The organism is Cloacibacterium sp. DMC96 (genome assembly GCF_056313765.1).
Window position 1 is genome coordinate 1,915,469 of the sequence record NZ_JBQUZQ010000001.1, and the last position, 20,613, is coordinate 1,936,081.

Below are 20,613 nucleotides of genomic sequence, written 5' to 3' on the forward strand. Positions count from 1 at the left end.
ATTAACATTTTTTCATTTGTGTTTTTAGGCGGGATAAAATATTTTATATTTTGTCTCGCCGTTTTTTTATTTTTGAACTATGAAAAATATAGAGGTTATTCAAGAGAAACTTTCCACTTGGTGGAATATTATCGTAAGCTTAGTTCCGAATATCGTTTTGTTAATCGTATTTGTTATTGCATTTTCTTTTTTAAGCAAATACCTCATCAGAATCATCACGAAAATTCTGTACCGCATTTTTCCTGAAAACGCTAACAAAAACACGCCTCTTCTTTTGGCCAAATTTGCCAAATACATATTATATGCTTTAGGAATTTACATTGCCTTAGAAATTATGCATCTAGGCAGTTTCATGGTGAAATTCATCGGGAGTTTAGGAATTGCCGGTGTAATTGCTGGAGTTGCATTAAAAGATGTGGTTTCTGGAATTTTTGCAGGCGCAGCTGTAAATTTTGAGAAAACTTTTCAAATTGGCGATTTAGTAACCATCAGTAATATCAAAGGAACGGTAGAAGACATCAGTATGCTCACTACCAAACTGAGAACAGAAAACGGCGAAACCGTTTATGTTCCCAATCAGTTAATATTCAACACTCCTTTTATCAATCACAGTAAAAAATCTTAGCCTAATTTCTCAGCAATATCTTCCCATTCTTGCATGGTAGCAGCTAATTCGTCTTGCAAGTCCTGATATTTTTTCAGTTCAGCATCAGAAGGATTAGACTTGGCAAAAATACTTTCTAGTTGAGCAATTTCTTTTTCGTAGTCTGCAATTTTTTCTTCAATTTTTTTCAGTTTATTTTGAAGATTCTTCTGTTCTTTGCTTACAAAAGTATTAGCATTTTGCTGAGATTTCGCTTCGTTAGTAGCGGCTTCTTTCTTCTCTTCTGCTTTTATTTCAGCTTCCTGACTTAATTTAGATTTTTCAGCAGAGATTTCTCTTAGAGATTCTTTTTGACGATATTCTAGATATTCATTAATATTTCCTAAAAACTCCTTCATACTGCCATCTCTGAACTCGAAAATCTTATCACATAATCCTTGTAAAAATTCTCTGTCGTGGGAAATTACAATAATGGTACCTTCGAATTTTTGTAAAGCCAACTTGATAATTTCTTTCGACTGAATATCTAAGTGGTTTGTAGGTTCATCCATAATCAAAGTATTGAAAGGACGAAGCAATAATTTACAAAGCGCTAATCTGTTTCTTTCACCCCCAGAAAGCACTTTCGTTTTTTTGGTTACATCTTCACCAGAAAAAAGGAAACTTCCCAGTAAATCACGAACCTTGGTTCTGGTTTCTTCTGTAGTGGCATCTTCTGCTTCTTGTAAAACTGTTTTTTCCGGACTTAGAACTTCTTCTTGGTTCTGTGCAAAATATCCTATGTTTACATTATGCCCAAGATTCCATTCTCCTGAATAATCTTTGATTTCACCTGCTAAAATTTTGGCTAAAGTGGTTTTTCCTTGTCCGTTTTGTCCTAAAAGTGCAATTCTGTCACCACGCTGAACAAAGAAATCTACATGATCAAAAACCTGATGATTCCCGTATTTTTTGCCTAAGTTTTGTGCCTCGAAAATCACTTTTCCTGGCACTACACTTTGCACAAAACGAATATTAAACTTAGAAACATCTTCATTCTCTACTTCAATTCTCTCAATTTTTTCTAATTTTTTAATAAGAGATTGTGCGAAAGAAGCTTTAGAAGCAGAAGCACGGAAGCGATTGATATTGTCTTCCATTTGCTTAATTTCTGCATCCTGATTTTTCTTCGCTTGAATCAGTTTTTCTTTTCTGTCTTTTCTAAGTTCTAGATATTTGGTGTAATTGGCTTTATAATCGTCAACTTTCTTATTATTAATATCAAAAGTTCTGTTACAAACCGAAGTCATGAACTGCTTATCGTGACTTACCAAAACGATTGCGCCATTATAATCTTTCAAGAAATTTTCTAACCAGATGATGGATTCCATATCTAAGTGATTGGTAGGCTCATCCAGAAGCAAAAGGTCATTATTCTGAAGTAATAATTTAGCCAATTCTATTCTCATTCTCCAACCTCCAGAAAATTCATCGGTAAGTCTATGAAAATCTGCAGCTTTGAAACCAAGACCTAATAGAACTTTTTCTATATCTCCTTCCAGATTATACGCGTCATGATGATGAAGATAATCATTAAGATCTGTCATTTTATGGATTAAATCATGATAAGAATCTGATTCATAATCAGTTCTAGTTGCTAGTTGATGATTTACCTCTTCCAATTCTTTTTTCCAAGCATTAATTTGCTCGAAGGCTTGAAGTGTCTCATTCCAAACGGTTCTTCCTTTCACGAAATCTAAATCCTGTTTTAAGAAACCGATGGTAATATTACCATCTGGAACAATGTTTCCTTCGTAGAAGTTAATATCACCGGAAATCATTTTGAGAAGTGTAGATTTTCCTGCACCATTTTTCCCTACCAAACCTATCTTATCATCTTTTTTGATGGTAAAATTTACATCTCTAAAAAGATAATTTCCCGAATGATGAAGACCAAGACCTTGAACTGAAAGCATAATGAATTGTTATTTTTTGAGATTGCAAAAATAACGCTTTAAAAATAAAAAAAACTGCACCTTATAAAAAGATACAGTTTTTTTTGGTTAAAAAGAGAAATATAAATGATGATAAAAAAATTATTTACTATTTCCTCCTCTTGCAACTAATGCAATTAGAATGATGAGAACTAGAGCGCCAATTACCCAAATTAATGGATTCTGCATCCAGTTTCCAGACATATCCGTACCTTTATTCATGTCTACGTCTACGTCTAATTGTGCTGCTTTTTCTTGTGCCCAAACTAATCCTCCGATTAGAGTAGCCATTACAGCCATTGCAAAAGTTTGCAATCTTCTAGTGATATTAGATCTTTCCATAATTTTATGCTTTTATGTTTATTTTGGTGTTTTTAAATTATAGTTCTACTGGGATATTCATATGAACTACAGAAGCCATATTTTTTCCTTTGTATTTAGCTGGAACAAATCCTTGGTTGAGGTCATAAATCGCTAAAATAGTTGCTAAGTTCAGAGATTCATTATTTCCTGAAGCTTTCACGTCTGAAATTTTACCCGTTTCTGTTACCAAGAAACTTACGTGTGTATATTGAGTACCAGAACCTGCAACTGCGTTCTTATCAATTTTAGCATTTACAGCATCGATAAAATCTTGTTTGCTTTGTCCGAAACTTGGTCTTTCTGTTCCTGGTAAAAGTGGAACTTGAGAATACGGAGCTACATTTTCTTTAGCTTTAATTGCTTTGATTTTCGCTTGCATCTTAGAAGGCTCATCATCTGGAGCTTTTACTAAAAATGCTACATTATTTTCGTCTTGAGCGATATAAGCTCTGTGAAATTTTGAAATATTTACTCCCTGTGAAAACACGAGTGAGAATGCACCAATAGATAGTGCGGTTGCTAACTTTTTCATAATTTATTGTTTTTGGTGTTTATGTGATGTGTGTGAGTTTGGCTTATGCCTTTCTAGAAAGTGCATTATAAGCGTAGAGTACGATAATGGCTCCTACTACAGACATGGCTAAGCTATAAAAGCTAAAAACATCATTTGTTACGTCTGCTCCGAAGAAAATTCTTCCTAAAAAGCCTCCTAATACGCTACCTACGATACCAATGATTATGGTAGTAATCCAACCAGCTGCGTCATTTCCTGGTTTTAAAAATCTTGCGATTGCTCCAGCGATTAAGCCGAAAATAATCCATGCGATAATATTGATCATAATTTTGTGATTTAGTGTTAATATTTATTTGGTGTGTGTGTGTTTATGTGTTTATCTAAGAGCATCTAGTTCTGTTTCTACTTCCTTAGTCACGCTCTTTGCAGAAGATAAAATCTGCTCTTTGTTTGCTTTTACTTTTTCTGAAATTTGGTTTGAAATAGTATTGTATTTGCTTTTTGCCTTTTCAGAAAGTTGATTCATCGTTTCTTTGGTTTTAGATTGAGCATTTTTTGCTTGTGTTCTCAGTTTTGCTCTGGTGTCTTTTCCTTTTGCTGGTGCAAATAAAATTCCTGCTACTGCGCCTACTGCTGTTGCGCCTAATACTCCTAATGTTCTTTTTGCTGTGGTGTTCATAATTTTACTGTTTATTGTTAATATCGTCTTTTATAATTTCATAAATCATAATACAAAGCGCCAAGACAAATAATATGTTAATCAGTATACTTGTTTCGAAGAAGAAAAATCCAATTGCCCATATTATTATTAACAATGTAACCGTGAAATAGGTAAATTTATTCATAACTCATAATAATTTATATCATCTCTTTAATCTGCAAATTTTTAAAAATTACCTATTTTTCTTGTTACATAATTTTAATGCTTTGTTATATAATTGCTACTTCTCTGTTTCAATGAAGATTAAAATCTGTTGTTTCATTTTAACAATACAAAGATTTAAATTTTTGATTTACAATTCATTACATCATTTTAATTAAAATTTTTAGAATTTTAAGATGTTATAAAATTTCAATTTTTTAATTCTTTTTTAAAAAAGCAGAAGTAAAAATATTGTAGAATAAAATGAACAACTTTTCTGAAGAATTTTCTTCGCTTTCTACATGACAAAGATGTGACAATTGCGAAGCAATCTCATTACAAAAAATTGGGTTATTGTTATAGAATTTGCATAAAAAAACACGCTCAAAAAGCGTGTTTTAATATTTAATGATTTTTATTTAAACTTCTGGCAAATAGACGGTAAATGTGGCTCCTTCATTTGGTTTTCCTTCGGCGAAGATGAAGCCTTTATGATTGTCTACAATTTTTTTACAAATGGCTAAACCAATTCCGGTTCCTGCGATTTCGTCTTTATTGTGCAATCTGCTGAAAAGCTCAAATATTCTATCCGAATATTCTGGTGAAAAACCAATTCCGTTATCTGTAAAAGTAAACTTGTGGAAAATTCTCTTCGCAGTGAAAGTTACATTTCCTACTTTTTCAAAAGATGCTTTTTCGTAATCTATTTTGATTTCTGGAGCAAGGTCTGGCTTAGAATATTTAATAGAATTCCCCAATAAATTGATAAACAACTGCTGAATCTGGAAAGGAATCACTTTCATTTTCGGAAGATGAGCGGTATGAATCACTGCTTTTTTCTCTTCTATAGGTTCTGCAATTTCGTGTTTTGCGTTTTCCAGCAAATCATTAAGGTCTGCTTTTTCGAAAACTTGTTCAGATTTATTGGTTCTAGAAAATTGCAGTAAATCTTTGATCAGCAATCTCATTCTTCCAGCCGCAACTTTTATTCTGTCGAAGTACTGTTGACCTGTTTCCGTGAGATTTTGATAATCTTTGGCTTCCAACCTAGAGATAAACGTTTCAATTTTTCTTAACGGCTCTTGCAAATCATGACTGGCAACATAGTTGAATGCCTGTAATTCTTTGTTAGACGCTTCTAGTTCTCTATTTTTTTGGTTGGTTTCTATATTTTTATTGACTTCTTCGGTAATATCTTGCGTAATCATCAGATAATAAAACCCTTCATCTGAATCTTCAATCGGCTTATTAGAAACTCTAATGTATCTTATTTCGCCAGTATCTTTTTTTACAATTCTATGTTCGTAAGGTTTTGCGTTTTTATCTTTATTCTGTAATTTCTGAAGATTTTCTAAAACATACTCTAAATCTTCTGGATATACATACGGAATGAAATTATCTACTTTAGGATCAAAATTTTCTTTTTCTACTCCAAAAAGTCTGAAAATATTATCCGAAAACTCAAATTCAGTTTTGTCTACATTCCATTTCCAGAAACCATATTTCCCGATAATTTCTGCCTCTTTGCTGCTCTCATTGTAATATTTAAGTTCTTCGAAAGCTTTTTGAAGAGTATGACTTCTTTTAACTTCTTCTGAAATATTAACTACAACTCCTGCCAGAAATTTATTTCCATTGGCATCATAAGTTGGGCTACCTACTCCTTTTACATGAATTATTTCTCCTGAAGGTCTCAAAATTCTATAAGTAAAGGCTGGAAGATTTTCTTCTTCTTCCATTTTTGCCATTACACTTTTAAAATATTCTACATCTTCTGGATGTACATAGTTGTAATAGTTATCTAGATTAGACTCAAAAGATTTTGGTTCCGCTCCCAATAATTTGTATAAATTGTCTGAAAAATACCAAGTGTTTTCTTTAATATTCCAACTCCAGTTTCCATAACCACCAATTTTTTCGCCAAATTTCAATGCATTATTCGAGAGCAACATTTCGTTATTGATTTTTTCGAGTTCTTTATTTCTCTCTAAAATGGTGTTCTGTGCTTTGAAAATTTCGGTGACATCTAAAGAAATAATGAGTACGTATTCTTCATTATTGTCATCTCTTATGTGTTTATTGTTAATCGACAGATATTTGATTTCTTGATTATCTGCTCTAATAATTCTGATGATATATGGATAAAAAGATTTGTTTTCTGCCATTTCATCCAGCTTAGAATCTACCATTGCTTTATCATCTGGATGCACTTGTTTAAATAAATCAGAAAACTCTGGCTTATCTTTAGGATCTAGACCAAATAAGCGGTAATTATTATCAGAAAATATAAATCTATTATCTTTTACAAACCATTGCGCAGTACCGTAATTACCAGCAATTTCTGCTTCTTTATTGGTTTCATTAGCCAAGAAAAGTGTTCTATTTTTCTTTTCTAATTCAATATTTTTTTCTGAAATATTTTTTTGATTTTCTATCTCTTCTGTTACATCGCTGGTAATTCCTAATAAGATTTTTTCGTTTTTAAGATTTTTTATCATTTTACCAGAAGCACGCAGATATCTTACCTCACCATCGTTTCTAATGATTCTGTAAGTGAATGGTGATAAGGTTTCATGATTAATCATCTCGGAGACAATTCCTTGTACGTAATACAAGTCTTCAGGATGAATTCTATTCATAAATCCTTCATAATTATCTTCTAAAGAATTAGGCTCATAACCTAAGAGACGATATTCATTTTCGGAAAAAGTATATTTTTTGGTTTCTACATTAAGTTGCCATGTTCCGTAATTACCGATTTGTTCGGCAAGATTTGCGGTTTCATTTGCAAGAATTAGCTTTTCATTATTGATGGTAGCTTCTTTTAAATCTCTATTGATTTTAATAATGGCAAGAATTAAGAGAACAATTGTAACAAAGAAGGTCAATAAATTCACGAGTGGTGTGTATTTATTGACTTGATCACTTTTTAAGGACCTCGTTTCTAGAAGATGAGTCTCAGATTGTCTTAGATTTCTAATAATGGCAGAAATTTCATCCATCACCGCTTTTCCTCTGTAGATATTATCTGTAACTTTCTCGTTATCATTTAAATCAAAGTTAGGATCTAAAACTTCGTCTACTACTTTCAGTTTTTTTTCTATTAAGTATTCTAATTTTTTAGTCGTTTGAAAATGGTAAGGATTATCCGAAGTTATTTCTCTGAGTTGTTCTAGATTTTGTTTAATTTCTACTTTATCAAACTCAATTTGACGGAGTAATTTTTTGTCATGAGTCAATAAATAATTTCTTCTGTCTATTTCTACATTTTTAATTTTAGTAAATACATGCTCTATTTTTATCAGAACACGATAGGTGTGTTCTACAATTTCATTAGAATCATGCAATGCTCTAATATGTTTGTAAGAAACCGAAGAAATAAAAAGTATAATTGCTATGGTTATAGCAAAAATAATTTTAAGAAAAAGAGGTCTGTTCGTAAATTTCATATAAAATTACATTCTCAGTAAAAAATTATCTTTATTAAGACCAGAAGTATGGTATTGCCAATTAATAGCCACTACATCTGATAAAACTTTTTTAAGTGTATCAAAATCATTTGGTTTTTTGATGTAAATATTCGCTCCACTTACGAAAGTTTCTTCTATATGCTCTTCTGAAGAAGAGGTAGAATAAATGGCAATGGCAATATCATCAAATTTTTTATTGGATTTTATTTCGTGGAGACATTCTATCCCATTCTTTTTAGGCATATTCAAGTCTAGGAAAAGTACTTGTGGTAAAACCGCTTCGTCTGAATTAAGATAATTCATGAGTTCTACCCCATCATTATAGGTATGAACTTTGGTATTGATTTTCAGTTCAGAAAAAGCATCGGTGAAGAATAATCTGTCATCTTCGTCGTCATCTGCTAAGATGATGTGAATGTAATCTGTTTGCATAGTTTTCTTATTTAGATTTATTTTTTGTTTGCAATTTCTCTACGTTTGGTAATAATTCTCTGGAACTGAGATGGTGTAATTCCTGTAATATTTTTGAACTGTGTACTTAAATGTGCTACACTGCTGTAATTTAATCGATAAGCGACTTCGGTTAAAGTAAGATTATCTTTAATGATTAAATTTTTGGCATGTTCTATTTTCTGCATCATAATGTAGTTTTCTATAGAACTAAACGTAACTTCTGAAAATAAATTGGATAGATAACCATAACTGTGATTAAGTTTATCGGTAAGATAAACAGAAGCTTTTACATTAATAGGCTCTTCAGAATGAACCATTTCTAAGATTGCTTCTTTAATTTTTTCAATCAAAACGGTCTTTTGATTTTCGATAATGGTAATGCCGTACTCTTCTAATTCTGCACGGAATTCTTTCATCTTTTCGGCAGGAATTTTTTCTAAAAATTCTACTTCACCAAAAGCTACTACTCTATATTTAGCACCTAATTGGCCTAATTTTTCTTCTAATACTTTTTTACAAACTGCGTTATAGTCAAATTTTGTAAATATTTTCATTGTGTTATTATTTAGTTTATAAAGTTAGTAAAAAAAGTAAGCTCTCATTGTTTTTGTCTAAAATCTTAAAAAACTCTCACAAATAACAAAATAATCCGTACTTGTGAGAGTTAACTAAATAATAAACTATATGAAGAGAAAACTACTTTTTTAACTGTTAGTTTTTGTGGATGAAATTATTCACCTAAAGGAATGTTATAAGCAACACCTAAACCTAGAGAAGCTGCATTAAAATCTTGTCCTGGCAAGTCTCCTTTAGAACCTGTGAATACTTTGGTATATTGTAATGCTACATTCCAATGTCTGTTATGCCATCCTAATTCTGGTTTTAGATAAAAACCACCATCAGGTCTTGCAACAGGAGCATTAGCTGCTACGTTTTCATCACCTGTGATAAAAGCATAACCTAAATCTGTACCGAAATAAAATCCTGTTTGTTTTGGATAAACTCTGATTAAACCAGCAACTGGAACTACACCGAAATCATTATTTTCGATTTCATCGTTATCTTTCCCGAAGAAATGGTTATAACCTGTAGCAATCCCTAGTCCAAATCCTGGAGTTACCAAATGTTGATAAGCAACATCTAAACCTAAATTTGCAGAAGCATTGGTAGATGGAGCAGCTATTCCTACATTTCCTCCAATTTTTAGCATGTTTGTCATTTCGGCACTTTGTGCGCTTAATAAACCTGCTGATAAAATTCCTATTCCTAAAATAGCTCTTTTTACGTTTTTCATAATTTTAAATTTTTTGTGTTAAGTTTTATGTTGTTTTATGTTATTGCAAAGTTGCATAGAACTGAAATCTTTTGTTTTATATGATTTTCTGAAACTGTTACAGAATTTTATTTTTATTCACTTACGATAGATTTTAAAAAATAAGTTGTAATTATAGAAGTTACAATTCCGCTGAAGAGAAGTGTTCCATCAAATAAATCTGTAAATAGATTTTTATCTAAAACATAAGCGCTTATTCCACTAGCAAGAAATGCTACTAAAAAAGAGAATAAGATTACTTTTACAATATTCAGTTTAGTTCTACTTTCATGGAAGGTTTCTATAGAATATCCAATAAAAATGGCTGCGAGTATTAATAATAAAATGTTCATGACTTTCAAATTTTAAATTACGTTAACTAAATAATTATTGTTCACATCTTTTCTTATTTTTAAAGAAAAGCCCTTTTGTAATTCATCATAAATCATAGAGCAATGATCTACGAGATTTTCGAATTCCTCATCAAAAGCTTCAGACGCGAAAACCAAAAGTTTCATATTGCTTTCGTCTAATTCTAATCTTCTGTTCTGGTAAGACAATTCAGAAATACCAAAACTTCTATGAAGCTTTATAAAATAATCTTCTATGTGTTTTAAATTATTCATAGTTTCGTTTTTTTGGTGTTAGATAATTTTATGTATAATTTTCTTAGATTCGATGACTAATGCCATGATAATAAAATCTGCAGTTAAGTATTGTGCAGATAATTGAACATATTCATTTTGTAAAATAGAATGCACTATTTTGTATCCAGAAGTAGTTGCACTATGTATTATCGTTGTCATTTTCTTAATCTTTGATGTTTACATTGCAAAGATTCAACAATAACATTAGCAGTGCATTATAGAATTTTTTGGGAATTTTATAGAATTTTTAGAAACAAAAAAACCTCCTGAAAAATCAGAAGGCTTCTTTATAAGTGTAGACTCACAGGGAGTATAAACGCATATTTACGTTAAATCAGACCACCTCATCAATGTTTTTGCAATAAAACATAAAACACTATTAATCAGTATTTTATTTAATTATTCAATATTTCAGAAATTAAATAGAGTTAAATAAATTTAAAATAGGTTTGCAAAATGTTTGCAAGATGTTTGCAAAGTTGTAAATTTGAATAGTTCAAACTTTCAATATTATGGCAACCTTAAAATTTAGACTTAATTCTAAAAAAGAAAACGCACCTATTTACTGTTATTTCTCTATTGGGCGCGGACAATTCTATCAAAGAAAAACACGCGAAACAATAAACCCCGAACACTGGAACACTAAAAAAGGCGAACCTAAAAACATTCAGAGCGGAACAAAAGAATTATTAAACGATTTGCAAACCCTAAAACAGAAACTTTCTGATATTGAGAGCTATGTTTTAAAACAGTACAAAGACCGTAAAGACCACGAAATAATTAACGGCGTTTGGTTAGATGAGGTATTAGAGGCGTTTTATTCTGGAGGGCGTAGAATAGAGAAATTAGATTATTTAGATGTTTATTTAGAACACTATAAAACAGAAATATTACCTTTCAGAAAATACAGAGGTAAAAAGATAACGCCAAACACAATAAAGAAACACGAAACACTGATTAATAAATTACAGGAATTTATAAAAAGTGAAAACCGAAAAATAAAAGTTTCTGATTATGGCGTGGAATTATCTAATAGGTTTGAAAAGTATTTAGAAAACGAGGGACTCTCTAAAATCACAATAGGGCGTTACATAAAATTCCCTAAAACGTTTATTACACAATCTGCAAGTTTAGGAATTGAAACAAATAACACCCTTTCAGAAATAGAGGGCTACACAGATAATACACCAACGGTTTACATTACAGAACCCGAACTAAAACAAATTCAAAATACTATATTCTTAAATAAGAATTTAGAGACCGCGAAAGATTGGTTATTAATTGGTTTTTACACAGGGCAAAGAGCCTCTGATTTACTGCAAATGAACAAAGAACAAATAACCACTATTGACGGAAATTTATTTGTTAATTTAACACAAAGAAAGACTAAAACCCCTGTGTTAATTCCTTTGCATGATGAGGTTAAAAAGATTTTAGATAAAAGAAACGGCGACTTTCCCCCGAAGTTTTCAGACAATTTAGAGAGCGCAAAAACATTTTTTAATAAGTATTTACGCGTAATCACAAAACAGGCAAGTGTAGACCGTTTAGAATACGGTAAAAAATGGAATGAGGAAACAAAACGATATGATTACGATAAATACCCAATACACGAAATAATATCCTCACACGTTTGTAGACGTTCTTTTGCAACTCATAATTACGCCAAAATTCCAACGCCAATAATTATGGCAATCACAGGGCATAAAACCGAGAAAGAATTTTTAAACTATATTGGTAAAGATTTTAACGACTTATCAATGCAAATGTTAGATTACTGGAAACAGCAAAAAGAAACCGAGACCGCAGAACCTCAACAAAACACTAAAACAGCTAATTAAAAAAATATCACCATGAAAAAACAATTAAACATTATCATTATTTTGCTAATTATTTTAATTACAATAGGACTATTTTTAATATTTAAAATCTATTATTTACAGGAGCAAATAAATAATATTGAATTGAATTTAAGAGCGTATTATCAAAGTATGTAATTTTACAAAAACTGTTCAAACCTTAAATTATGGAATTTAAAAAAATAGATTTTGAAAAAGAAAAATTTAGTCAATTAACGACTGAAAAAGAAAAAATTAATTTCTTAACAAAGTTTACATTAGATTTAATAAACACGATAGAAATTGATTACAAAACATTACTTCCTGAAGAAATAGATGATTTATTTTTTAATGTCATATCATTTACAGGAAAAAACGATTATAAAAGAAACTCAACAAGTGAAGAAATTGTCAGTTTAACAAATCTTGTGAAATTAGATTATATGCATGATGCTACGAGAAATGAAAATGAAACATTAATGGAGTATTTTATAAGAAAACGACCAGATTTACTTTTGCGCCCGATTAGAGATTTGTTAGAGTTTAGAGTATTTCAACCCGAAAACGGAGGGCTAATTTATGTGAAAAATAAAATCGGGTACAAAGTATTTTTGGAATACAAAAGAGCAATAAACGAAAGGATAAAAAAAGAAACTCAAAGTACACAAATAACTAATGAAATTTCTACAATAAAAAATAAATATGAATTTCTATTAAAACTTTGTGATATAGCAAAGAAAACAGACAGTGAAATTTTAAACCCTGAAATTTTAGATTTAGACATTGAAAGTTTTACAGATGATTTTGAAAAAGAATGTTTTGAGAATTTCAGTAATAATGAAAATAAAAATTCAGAACTACATCTTTACTTAACCAAACTGCAAATTTTAAATACCTTTTGGAAATATAATTCAGAAGTCTATGAACAAAATGAAGACACATTAAATAATAAAATATTAAGACATTGCGCCAACTTATTTGATTGTTGTTTTGGTGAGTTTGAGTTTGTCTGTTTCACTTTTAATATTGATTTAGATAAATACTGCCACGATATAAACTATTTCCTCAATACTAATAATATACCGAGAGGTATATGCGCAGTAGCACCATTCATTGACGAAAAACAAAATACCACAGAAAACATCAAAGACAAAACAAACTCTGATAAAATTACTGATTTAGCAAAAATTGTTTTTGATTATGATTTAGAAAAATTAGATTTACTTAAATATTTTGCAGAAAATTTCAAAGGAAAAAGGATAAATTTTACTGATTTAACAAAATTTAATCAAATATATTATTTCTTTCATAACATAAACCCAGTGCCTCAATTACAATACAAACAACTTATATACGAACTATATGGATTTGAATATGATAATAGAGAGATAAAAGGCGAAAACGAAAAACATCAAATTTCAATTAAAAAACTCTCCCAAGAATTCAAACAGAAATAAAATAGAATAAAATAGAATAAAAAAGGAATATTACGGAAATAAACGAGTAATAACCGCTCTTTATGTTTGCACCATAAAATTTAAATATTTTAAATATGCAAACAATACAGTTTATCGGAACTAATCCGAACGATTTAATTAGAGAGATAACAGAAACAGTAAAAAAATCTCTATTATCAGAACTTCTAAAAACAATTCAAGACAACGAGCCAAAACGCTACCTATCCGCAGATGAGGTTTGCAAACGTTTTGGAATTACCAAACCAACTTTACACGAATACCGAAAACGAAACATTTTAAAAAGTTACCGTTTGGGAGCGCGTGTTTATTACAGACTGGACGAGATAGAAAACGCAATGGTTATTAACGATTAAAAAATTATTGCATTATGAAAACGTTCATTCCTAACAATTACAAACTATCTTTTGTATTTGACATTGAAAAAAAGACTTTCAAACAATACAAATTACAGTCCGCAGAACTACCTATTTTGCCCGACCTCATCAGATTAGAAAAAAACAATGGTTACAACTCTATTACAGGCGCAAATAACCTATTAAGAATTAGAAATAATTCTAATTGGGCTAAATGTACCATTACAGGTTTAAGACCAACAGAAACTCCTAATTTCTATTATTCGGATTTACCTATTAATGGCATTAAATCTTTGTGCATTATCAGATACACACCTGAAACCGAAATAATCGAAATAAGAGTGTGCAAACAATTCTATCCGCACAATGCAACTGAACGAAAACGAATAGTAATAATAATCATTCAAAATTTTTAGAGTCCACAAAAAAAGGGAGTGCAAACCGCATTCCCTTTTGGCGTTCAAACCTTGACAATAGACAACCTATTGACACTACAAAGATATTAAATTATGTTAGATTTTATAAAACTTACTGTTTCAAATCAGCAGATAATTAAAAGACTTTTTTCACACCCTGATTTTGTAAAATGCACACCACTTACAAACTATTACTATTCTATATTTCATAGAGACGTAAAGAAAAGTTTGCAAATGAATTTTAAGAAAATAAAAAATACAAATGAATTTCACCACGTAGAAATTTGCATAAGTCCGCACTATCACACAAACAAATATTTACACAATGGTAACGATTTAACGCCCGAAAATTGCATTAAATCATTAAAAGAAATATTTACCTATTTACAGATAGAACCGAGCGAATACAACGAATTAAAAGTAGTTAATTTAGAGTTTGGTTTAAATATCATTCCCGAAACTGATATTAAAGATTTAATTAACGGTTTATCTTACTCTAAAAAAACACCTTTTAAAGTTTATGACATTCAAGACAAACCATTTTTTAAAGAGAGAGAGCACCAAGATACAAGATATAAAGAAATTAAGGCATACGCCAAAGGTTTACAATTTCAGGAATTCCCAGAATATGAAATAGATAAAAACACGTTTCGTTTTGAAATTAGAGCAAAAAAACACCGTGCAATACAAGATTTAAAATTAGGAATTACCACCGCCGAAAACTTGATAAAACTTGAAATTTACCCACGTTTAGCAGAGGTACTAATTAACGAATGGCAAAACATTCTATTAATCAATTTTAACCCTGATTTTAGCGCGTTAAATCCTGATGAGGTAGAATTTATAAAACAGGCACAAAAGATTGATTTTTGGAGCGATTTAATAGCTAATAAATCACGCAATACATTTGCAGATAATAAAAGAAAATATTACGAAATTCTAAAAGGTAAAAACAATCTGCACCACCAAATAAAACTACAAATTATTGATAAATGTTATCAGTTATTAAATTGTGCAAATTCACCACAGAAAAACACCATAAATAAACAAGTTTCAAAAAGAAAAGAAACACCCCCGAATACTATAAACTGTGAAAATGCACAAAATAAAACAGAAATAAATAAAATATCTCCCTATCTAACGCGCGTAATAGAACACGATGAGGTAACAACAAAAAAATATTGTTTAGAAACTGGTTTAAATATTTCAATGCAAAGAAAAGGGAGCGTTTATTTATGCAATACTGGTTTATTGTGGTATTATCAAAACGATATTAAAACATTTATAAGAATACAAAATAAATACTTAACACCTGACAAAAGAGAATTGAATATAAAAGAGCAGATTTACTACATAGCGCACAATATCAGAAACCAAAGAACCAATTTAATACATAATAGAAACAAGTTTATAGAGCGAAATTATAGTGTAAATCAATTACAATTTAATTTTTAAAATAATATCTGACTATCTAACGCGCGTAATAGATAACACAGAAGTTTTATTTTAAATTCAAGTATCTAACACGCGTGTAATATTTATAAATTAATCCCAAATATCAGTTTTAATAAGTCTAATTAAAACACTAACAATATCATCTGTAAGTTTATCCATTTTAGATTTAGTTACTTCATCATATTCTATAATTTGATAAACTTTTTTCCCCTTTATAATTTTTTGATGCTCATAAGTATAATTATAAGTATTAATGAGTATATAAGTATCATTAAAATAAATTCTCATTTCTAACTTATTTCTTAGTTTACTATCATCAAGAAGCCATTTAACCTCATAAAGTTTAGAATTTTCATCTGCCTCAACTAAACTTACTTTAATATCACCCAATTCTCTGTTTATATCCTCAATACTATTATTACAACTCATTCGCGCCAATTGAGAGTCATAAAAAGAAGGTAGCGTTATTTTTTCAGAAACTTGCGCATTCATTATAGAAAAAATGAATATTAAAAAGAAAGTTATTTTTTTCATGGTATTATTTTTTAATTAAAACAAAAATAAGAATTTTTTTAACTTAATTTCTATAATTATGAACATTGTACGCGCATAATAGATAACACACGTTTTTTATTAACTACGTCGTTTTTAAAACAAATAGAAAAAAGTAAACAATACGCGCGCGCGATAGATACCAAAGAAGTTTTTAAAATCAGTAGTTATAAAATCTTACGAATCATACACCCTAAAAAAGGGTAAAATATGTTAAAATTTAGAGATGTTTGCAAGATGTTTGCATAAAAATAAAAAAACCACCTGAAAATCAGATGGTTAAGTGGTATTTTGTAGACTCACAGGGATTCGAACCCCGACAGACGGTACCAAAAACCGTAGTGCTACCGTTACACCATGAGTCTATACCGTTTTTGGTGGTGCAAATTTAATACAAATTTTTCTATTTGCAATAGCTAAAACAAAAAAAATTACAAAAAATCTCTATTTACTTGAATTTCAAACTGTTTTTTTTATCACTTTCTCTCATAGTTTATTTGTAAAAACACTACTCTAGTCTTCTTCTTCAAATTTTGTATCTTTGAAAAGTAAAAAAACAATTCTATGAATCATAAACCAATTGAAGGCTTTTCTAAACTTTCGAAACAACACAAAATTGATTGGTTAATAAACGAATATTTACAAGGAAACCAAGAATACCAACAGATTCTTCAGCAATATTGGAACGATAATCCAGACTTACAAAAACTCCACGAAGAATTCTCAGAAAACACCATTACCAATTTTTACATGCCTTACGGAATTGCACCCAATTTCCTCATTGATGGAAAATTGATGGCTTTACCAATGGCTGTAGAAGAAAGTTCTGTAGTTGCGGCAGCGTCTAAATCTGCAAAATTCTGGTTAGAAAGAGGCGGTTTCAAAACCACGATTATTAATACCGAGAAATTAGGACACACACACTTTATCTTTAAAGTAGAAGCGCATAAATTATTGCATTTTTTCAATTTTACTTTAAAGAAAAAACTCTTTGAAGCTACAGAAGACATTACCGCAAACATGAGAAAGCGTGGTGGCGGAATTTTAGATATTAAACTCATAGATAAAACTTCGGAATTAGCCGATTATTATCAACTGAAAGCTAGTTTCAATACGGTAGATTCTATGGGTGCTAATTTTATCAATTCTTGTCTGGAACAGTTCGGGAAAACTTTAAAAGACGAAGTAGCTCAATCTGATGCTTTCTCAGAAGATGAGAAAAACTCACTTCAGATTGTGATGAATATTCTGTCTAACTTCACTCCAGATTGTATCGTAAGAGCAGAAGTTTCTTGTAAAATAGATGATTTAAAAGATGATAGCGGAATTTCTAACGAAGAATTCGCTTGGAAATTTAAACAAGCCGTTACCATCGCAGAAATAGAACCATATAGAGCAACTACACACAATAAAGGTGTGATGAACGGTATAGATGCTGTAGTAATCGCTACAGGAAATGATTTCCGTGCTACAGAAGCTTGTGCGCATGCTTATGCAAGCAAAGATGGCAAATACAAATCTCTTACGCATTGTACTACAGACAACGGAGTTTTCAGATTTTGGATAGATTTACCAATTTCTGTTGGTGTAGTTGGTGGTTTAACCAATCTTCATCCTTTAGTGAAATTTTCTTTAGCATTACTTGGAAAACCATCAGCTCAAGAATTGATGAGTATTTTGGCGGTTTCTGGTTTAGCACAAAATTTTGCTGCTCTTCGTTCTTTGGTAACTACAGGAATCCAAAAAGGACATATGAAAATGCATTTGTTCAATATTTTAAATCAATTTGGCGCTACAGAAGAGGAAAAACAATATTTTGTCAACTATTTTAAAGACAAAACAGTAAGTCACCACGAAGTGATTTCAGAATTAAATAAACTTAGAAATAAATAATGAAAACCATTACCTTAATCATCGGCGCAGTGTACGGATTAACTTCTGTAATTTTAGGAGCATTCGGTGCGCATGCTTTAAAGAAAGTTCTTTCTGTAGAAAGATTGACCAGTTTTGAAACCGGTGTAAAATACCAAATGTATCATGCTTTACTCCTTCTCCTCATAGGATTTTTCTTAAAATTTGAAACAGGAATAGAAAAAACTACCGCTTGGTTCATTATTTTGGGAACGTTTCTATTCTCAGTGAGCATTTATTTCTTGAGTTTTCAAGACGTTTTAAAGACGAATCTTAAATTTTTAGGACCTATCACTCCAATTGGTGGTTTGTTTATGATTTTAGGTTGGGCTTTATTAATCTATGTTTTCGCCAAGACTAAGTTTTAAAATAAATTATCATTAAAAATTAGGCAAAAAACTTGATGGGTTTTCCTTTCTACTTGCCTCTTTTTTTATATTTTTGTGAAAACTAACTTTTAAATAAAAATTTTAGAAATATTATGAATCTTCACGAGTATCAATCAAAAGAGATTTTAGCTTCTTACGGCGTTAGAATCCAACGTGGTTTTGTAGCAAACAACGTAGAGGAAGCTGTAGAAGCAGCTGATAAATTAAAAGAATTAACCGGAAGCGAAGGTTGGGTAGTAAAAGCTCAAGTTCACGCTGGTGGTAGAGGTAAAGGTGGTGGTGTAAAATTCTCACCAAATTATGATAAACTAAAAGAAAATGCTCAGACGATCATCGGGATGAGATTAGTTACCCCTCAAACTTCAGCAGAAGGTAAATTGGTAAACTCTGTTTTGGTTGCAGAAGATGTATATTATCCTGGAGAAACCGAAACTAAAGAATTCTATGTTTCTATTCTTTTAGATAGAGCTTTAGGTAAAAATACTGTAGTTTATTCTACAGAAGGTGGTATGGATATCGAACACGTAGCAGAAGTTACTCCTCATTTAATTCACAAAGAAGTAATAGACCCAACTTTAGGATTACAAGGTTTCCAAGCGAGAAAAATTGCTTTCAACTTAGGTTTATCAGGTGAATCTTTCAAAGAATTCGTAAAATTCATTGATGCACTTTACAAAGCTTATGTAGGAATTGACGCTTCTTTATTTGAAATCAACCCAGTTCTTAAAACTTCAGACAATAAAATTGTAGCTGTAGATGCTAAAGTAACTTTAGATGACAACTCACTATTCCGTCACAAAGATTTAGCAGTATTAAGAGATACTAGAGAAGAAGATCCAATGGATGTAGAAGCTGGCGAAGCTGGTCTTAATTTCGTTAAATTAGACGGTAACGTAGCTTGTATGGTAAACGGTGCTGGTCTTGCAATGGCTACGATGGATATCATCAAACTTTCTGGTGGTAATCCTGCAAACTTCTTAGATGTAGGTGGTACTGCAGATGCACAAAGAGTACAAACTGCTTTCGGAATTATCCTAAGAGATCCAAATGTAAAAGCAATCCTTATTAACATTTTCGGAGGAATTGTACGTTGCGACAGAGTTGCACAAGGTGTAGTAGACGCTTACAAAGCTATGGGAAGCCTTCCAGTTCCTTTAATTGTACGTCTTCAAGGTACAAACGCTGTAGAAGCGAAGCAATTGATTGACGATGCTGGTTTACCAATTCACTCAGCAATCACACTAGAAGAAGCTGCAAACAAAGTATCGGAAGTTTTAGCATAATAAAACAAACTTACTTCAAATAATCAAATCCGTTCTATTTTAGGACGGATTTTTTTTGGGCAATCCCTCATTCCAAAGCAAGACCCAACGCATATTCGGGTCGGGCTATCCGTTACAATCTTTTTTTGCCAATGCTATACCGAGCAAAAAAAGGATTTCCACTACTATCCCTATTGCAGAATGACCAGAAAATAAGAACAATTACTTCACATAAGTATGTTTTCCATCTCCATCATACCAAACGCATTCGTGAGCAATTATAGTATCTTTCTTATGGATGTAAAATATTAACTCTACTTTCTTTTTAACAATGGTATCGCCCTCTTCAATCTCTTTTTTATAAAAATCTAGCCATCTATTACCATCCTAATAAATCTTAGTTTCTTTAGTAACTGGAACATACCCTTTGGTTTTGAATAAATTAGAGTAATCCGACGGTGGAATTATTACAACCAAATTACATTCATCTTCTAAAATATAATTTCTAGATCTTTCACAATTAACACAAGATATGATAAGAAAACATAAAATTAAACCAGAAAATAATTTCAAAATACTCATTTTGCTAGGATAAATAGATTTAGAATAATAAAAATACTAAAAACAATGAATGAACTTTTAGTACAATTTCATAAAATATTATTGAAATTATTTATCATAGTCATAAAACAAAAAATCCTCATCATTTACATGATGAGGATTTCAAAATAAAAACTGGCGGCGACCTACTCTCCCGCGTT

Annotated in this window: 23 protein-coding genes and 1 tRNA gene; 9 read left to right on the forward strand and 15 right to left on the reverse strand. The window is 30.8% G+C overall.

The features are described from left to right. The first annotated feature begins 79 nt into the window (after positions 1–79). Positions 80–625 carry a mechanosensitive ion channel family protein gene (locus ACT53I_RS08695; protein WP_409622622.1) on the forward strand — a complete coding sequence of 182 codons (546 nt, stop codon included), beginning with the start codon at positions 80–82 and terminating at the stop codon, positions 623–625. Here the strand turns inward: ACT53I_RS08695 and abc-f are convergent. The 13 genes from abc-f to ACT53I_RS08760 form a co-directional block, all read right to left on the reverse strand. After that, positions 622–2,559 carry a ribosomal protection-like ABC-F family protein gene (gene abc-f, locus ACT53I_RS08700; protein ID WP_476079344.1) on the reverse strand — a complete coding sequence of 646 codons (1,938 nt, stop codon included), beginning with the start codon at positions 2,557–2,559 and terminating at the stop codon, positions 622–624. The two genes, ACT53I_RS08695 and abc-f, sit on opposite strands and share 4 nt — an antisense overlap. 120 nt (positions 2,560–2,679) lie before the next feature. Then, positions 2,680–2,919 (reverse strand): hypothetical protein, encoded by a 240-nt coding sequence (locus ACT53I_RS08705; protein ID WP_069797247.1) that lies wholly within the window; start codon positions 2,917–2,919, stop codon positions 2,680–2,682. Positions 2,920–2,956: 37 nt separating this feature from the next. Further along, complete coding sequence (locus ACT53I_RS08710; RefSeq protein WP_476079345.1) at positions 2,957–3,472, reverse strand: hypothetical protein; 516 nt, start codon at positions 3,470–3,472, stop codon at positions 2,957–2,959. A 43-nt stretch (positions 3,473–3,515) separates the two neighbouring features. Continuing rightward, positions 3,516–3,779, reverse strand: coding sequence for a GlsB/YeaQ/YmgE family stress response membrane protein (locus tag ACT53I_RS08715; protein ID WP_246501373.1), 264 nt, complete (start codon positions 3,777–3,779; stop codon positions 3,516–3,518). Positions 3,780–3,830: 51 nt separating this feature from the next. Then, complete coding sequence (locus tag ACT53I_RS08720; protein ID WP_104794432.1) at positions 3,831–4,133, reverse strand: YtxH domain-containing protein; 303 nt, start codon at positions 4,131–4,133, stop codon at positions 3,831–3,833. A gap of 4 nt (positions 4,134–4,137) precedes the next feature. Beyond that, the gene (locus ACT53I_RS08725; RefSeq protein ID WP_104794433.1) at positions 4,138–4,299 is read right to left on the reverse strand and encodes a lmo0937 family membrane protein; all 162 of its coding nucleotides are present in this window, start codon (positions 4,297–4,299) and stop codon (positions 4,138–4,140) included. 436 nt (positions 4,300–4,735) lie between these two features. After that, positions 4,736–7,765, reverse strand: a complete 3,030-nt coding sequence (locus ACT53I_RS08730; protein ID WP_476079346.1) for a PAS domain-containing protein — start codon at positions 7,763–7,765, stop codon at positions 4,736–4,738. A gap of 6 nt (positions 7,766–7,771) precedes the next feature. Then, positions 7,772–8,218 (reverse strand): response regulator, encoded by a 447-nt coding sequence (locus tag ACT53I_RS08735; RefSeq protein ID WP_371463546.1) that lies wholly within the window; start codon positions 8,216–8,218, stop codon positions 7,772–7,774. 17 nt (positions 8,219–8,235) lie between these two features. Continuing rightward, positions 8,236–8,793 (reverse strand): helix-turn-helix domain-containing protein, encoded by a 558-nt coding sequence (locus tag ACT53I_RS08740; protein WP_476079347.1) that lies wholly within the window; start codon positions 8,791–8,793, stop codon positions 8,236–8,238. A gap of 176 nt (positions 8,794–8,969) precedes the next feature. Next, positions 8,970–9,533 (reverse strand): hypothetical protein, encoded by a 564-nt coding sequence (locus ACT53I_RS08745; protein WP_476079348.1) that lies wholly within the window; start codon positions 9,531–9,533, stop codon positions 8,970–8,972. A 113-nt stretch (positions 9,534–9,646) separates the two neighbouring features. Further along, the gene (locus ACT53I_RS08750; RefSeq protein ID WP_069797254.1) at positions 9,647–9,904 is read right to left on the reverse strand and encodes a hypothetical protein; all 258 of its coding nucleotides are present in this window, start codon (positions 9,902–9,904) and stop codon (positions 9,647–9,649) included. A gap of 12 nt (positions 9,905–9,916) precedes the next feature. Beyond that, on the reverse strand, positions 9,917–10,177 hold the full coding sequence (locus tag ACT53I_RS08755) for a hypothetical protein (protein WP_104794437.1): 261 nt from the start codon (positions 10,175–10,177) through the stop codon (positions 9,917–9,919). Between the two features lie 18 nt (positions 10,178–10,195). Continuing rightward, positions 10,196–10,357, reverse strand: a complete 162-nt coding sequence (locus ACT53I_RS08760; RefSeq protein WP_476079349.1) for a hypothetical protein — start codon at positions 10,355–10,357, stop codon at positions 10,196–10,198. Positions 10,358–10,710: 353 nt separating this feature from the next. Here ACT53I_RS08760 and ACT53I_RS08765 point away from each other — a divergent pair, with 353 nt between their 5' ends. From ACT53I_RS08765 to ACT53I_RS08785, 5 genes are all read left to right on the forward strand, one after another. Then, entirely contained in the window at positions 10,711–12,039 is a 1,329-nt protein-coding gene (locus ACT53I_RS08765) for a tyrosine-type recombinase/integrase (protein WP_476079350.1), read from the forward strand. A 185-nt stretch (positions 12,040–12,224) separates the two neighbouring features. Continuing rightward, positions 12,225–13,493 (forward strand): hypothetical protein, encoded by a 1,269-nt coding sequence (locus ACT53I_RS08770; protein ID WP_476079351.1) that lies wholly within the window; start codon positions 12,225–12,227, stop codon positions 13,491–13,493. Positions 13,494–13,588: 95 nt separating this feature from the next. Then, on the forward strand, positions 13,589–13,867 hold the full coding sequence (locus ACT53I_RS08775) for a helix-turn-helix transcriptional regulator (RefSeq protein ID WP_476079352.1): 279 nt from the start codon (positions 13,589–13,591) through the stop codon (positions 13,865–13,867). 14 nt (positions 13,868–13,881) lie between these two features. After that, positions 13,882–14,283 carry a hypothetical protein gene (locus tag ACT53I_RS08780; protein WP_476079353.1) on the forward strand — a complete coding sequence of 134 codons (402 nt, stop codon included), beginning with the start codon at positions 13,882–13,884 and terminating at the stop codon, positions 14,281–14,283. 93 nt (positions 14,284–14,376) lie between these two features. Further along, on the forward strand, positions 14,377–15,738 hold the full coding sequence (locus tag ACT53I_RS08785; RefSeq protein ID WP_476079354.1) for a hypothetical protein: 1,362 nt from the start codon (positions 14,377–14,379) through the stop codon (positions 15,736–15,738). A 90-nt stretch (positions 15,739–15,828) separates the two neighbouring features. On the opposite strand, the gene ACT53I_RS08790 is transcribed toward ACT53I_RS08785, so the two are convergent. Together ACT53I_RS08790 and ACT53I_RS08795 are read right to left on the reverse strand one after the other, a co-directional pair. Then, complete coding sequence (locus tag ACT53I_RS08790) at positions 15,829–16,272, reverse strand: hypothetical protein (protein WP_476079355.1); 444 nt, start codon at positions 16,270–16,272, stop codon at positions 15,829–15,831. Between the two features lie 312 nt (positions 16,273–16,584). Then, a tRNA-Gln gene (locus tag ACT53I_RS08795) sits at positions 16,585–16,655 on the reverse strand. Positions 16,656–16,854: 199 nt separating this feature from the next. On the opposite strand from ACT53I_RS08795, the gene ACT53I_RS08800 reads away from it, so the two are divergent. The 3 genes from ACT53I_RS08800 to sucC all read left to right on the forward strand — a co-directional run bounded on the left by ACT53I_RS08800 (position 16,855) and on the right by sucC (position 19,873). Next, a complete protein-coding gene (locus tag ACT53I_RS08800; RefSeq protein WP_476079356.1) occupies positions 16,855–18,183 on the forward strand; it encodes a hydroxymethylglutaryl-CoA reductase, degradative in 1,329 nt (442 codons plus the stop codon). Further along, positions 18,183–18,569 (forward strand): DUF423 domain-containing protein, encoded by a 387-nt coding sequence (locus tag ACT53I_RS08805; RefSeq protein WP_371489032.1) that lies wholly within the window; start codon positions 18,183–18,185, stop codon positions 18,567–18,569. The genes ACT53I_RS08800 and ACT53I_RS08805 overlap by 1 nt, the downstream gene beginning before the upstream one ends. A gap of 113 nt (positions 18,570–18,682) precedes the next feature. Beyond that, on the forward strand, positions 18,683–19,873 hold the full coding sequence (sucC, locus tag ACT53I_RS08810) for an ADP-forming succinate--CoA ligase subunit beta (RefSeq protein ID WP_476079357.1): 1,191 nt from the start codon (positions 18,683–18,685) through the stop codon (positions 19,871–19,873). Positions 19,874–20,613 lie beyond the last annotated feature (740 nt).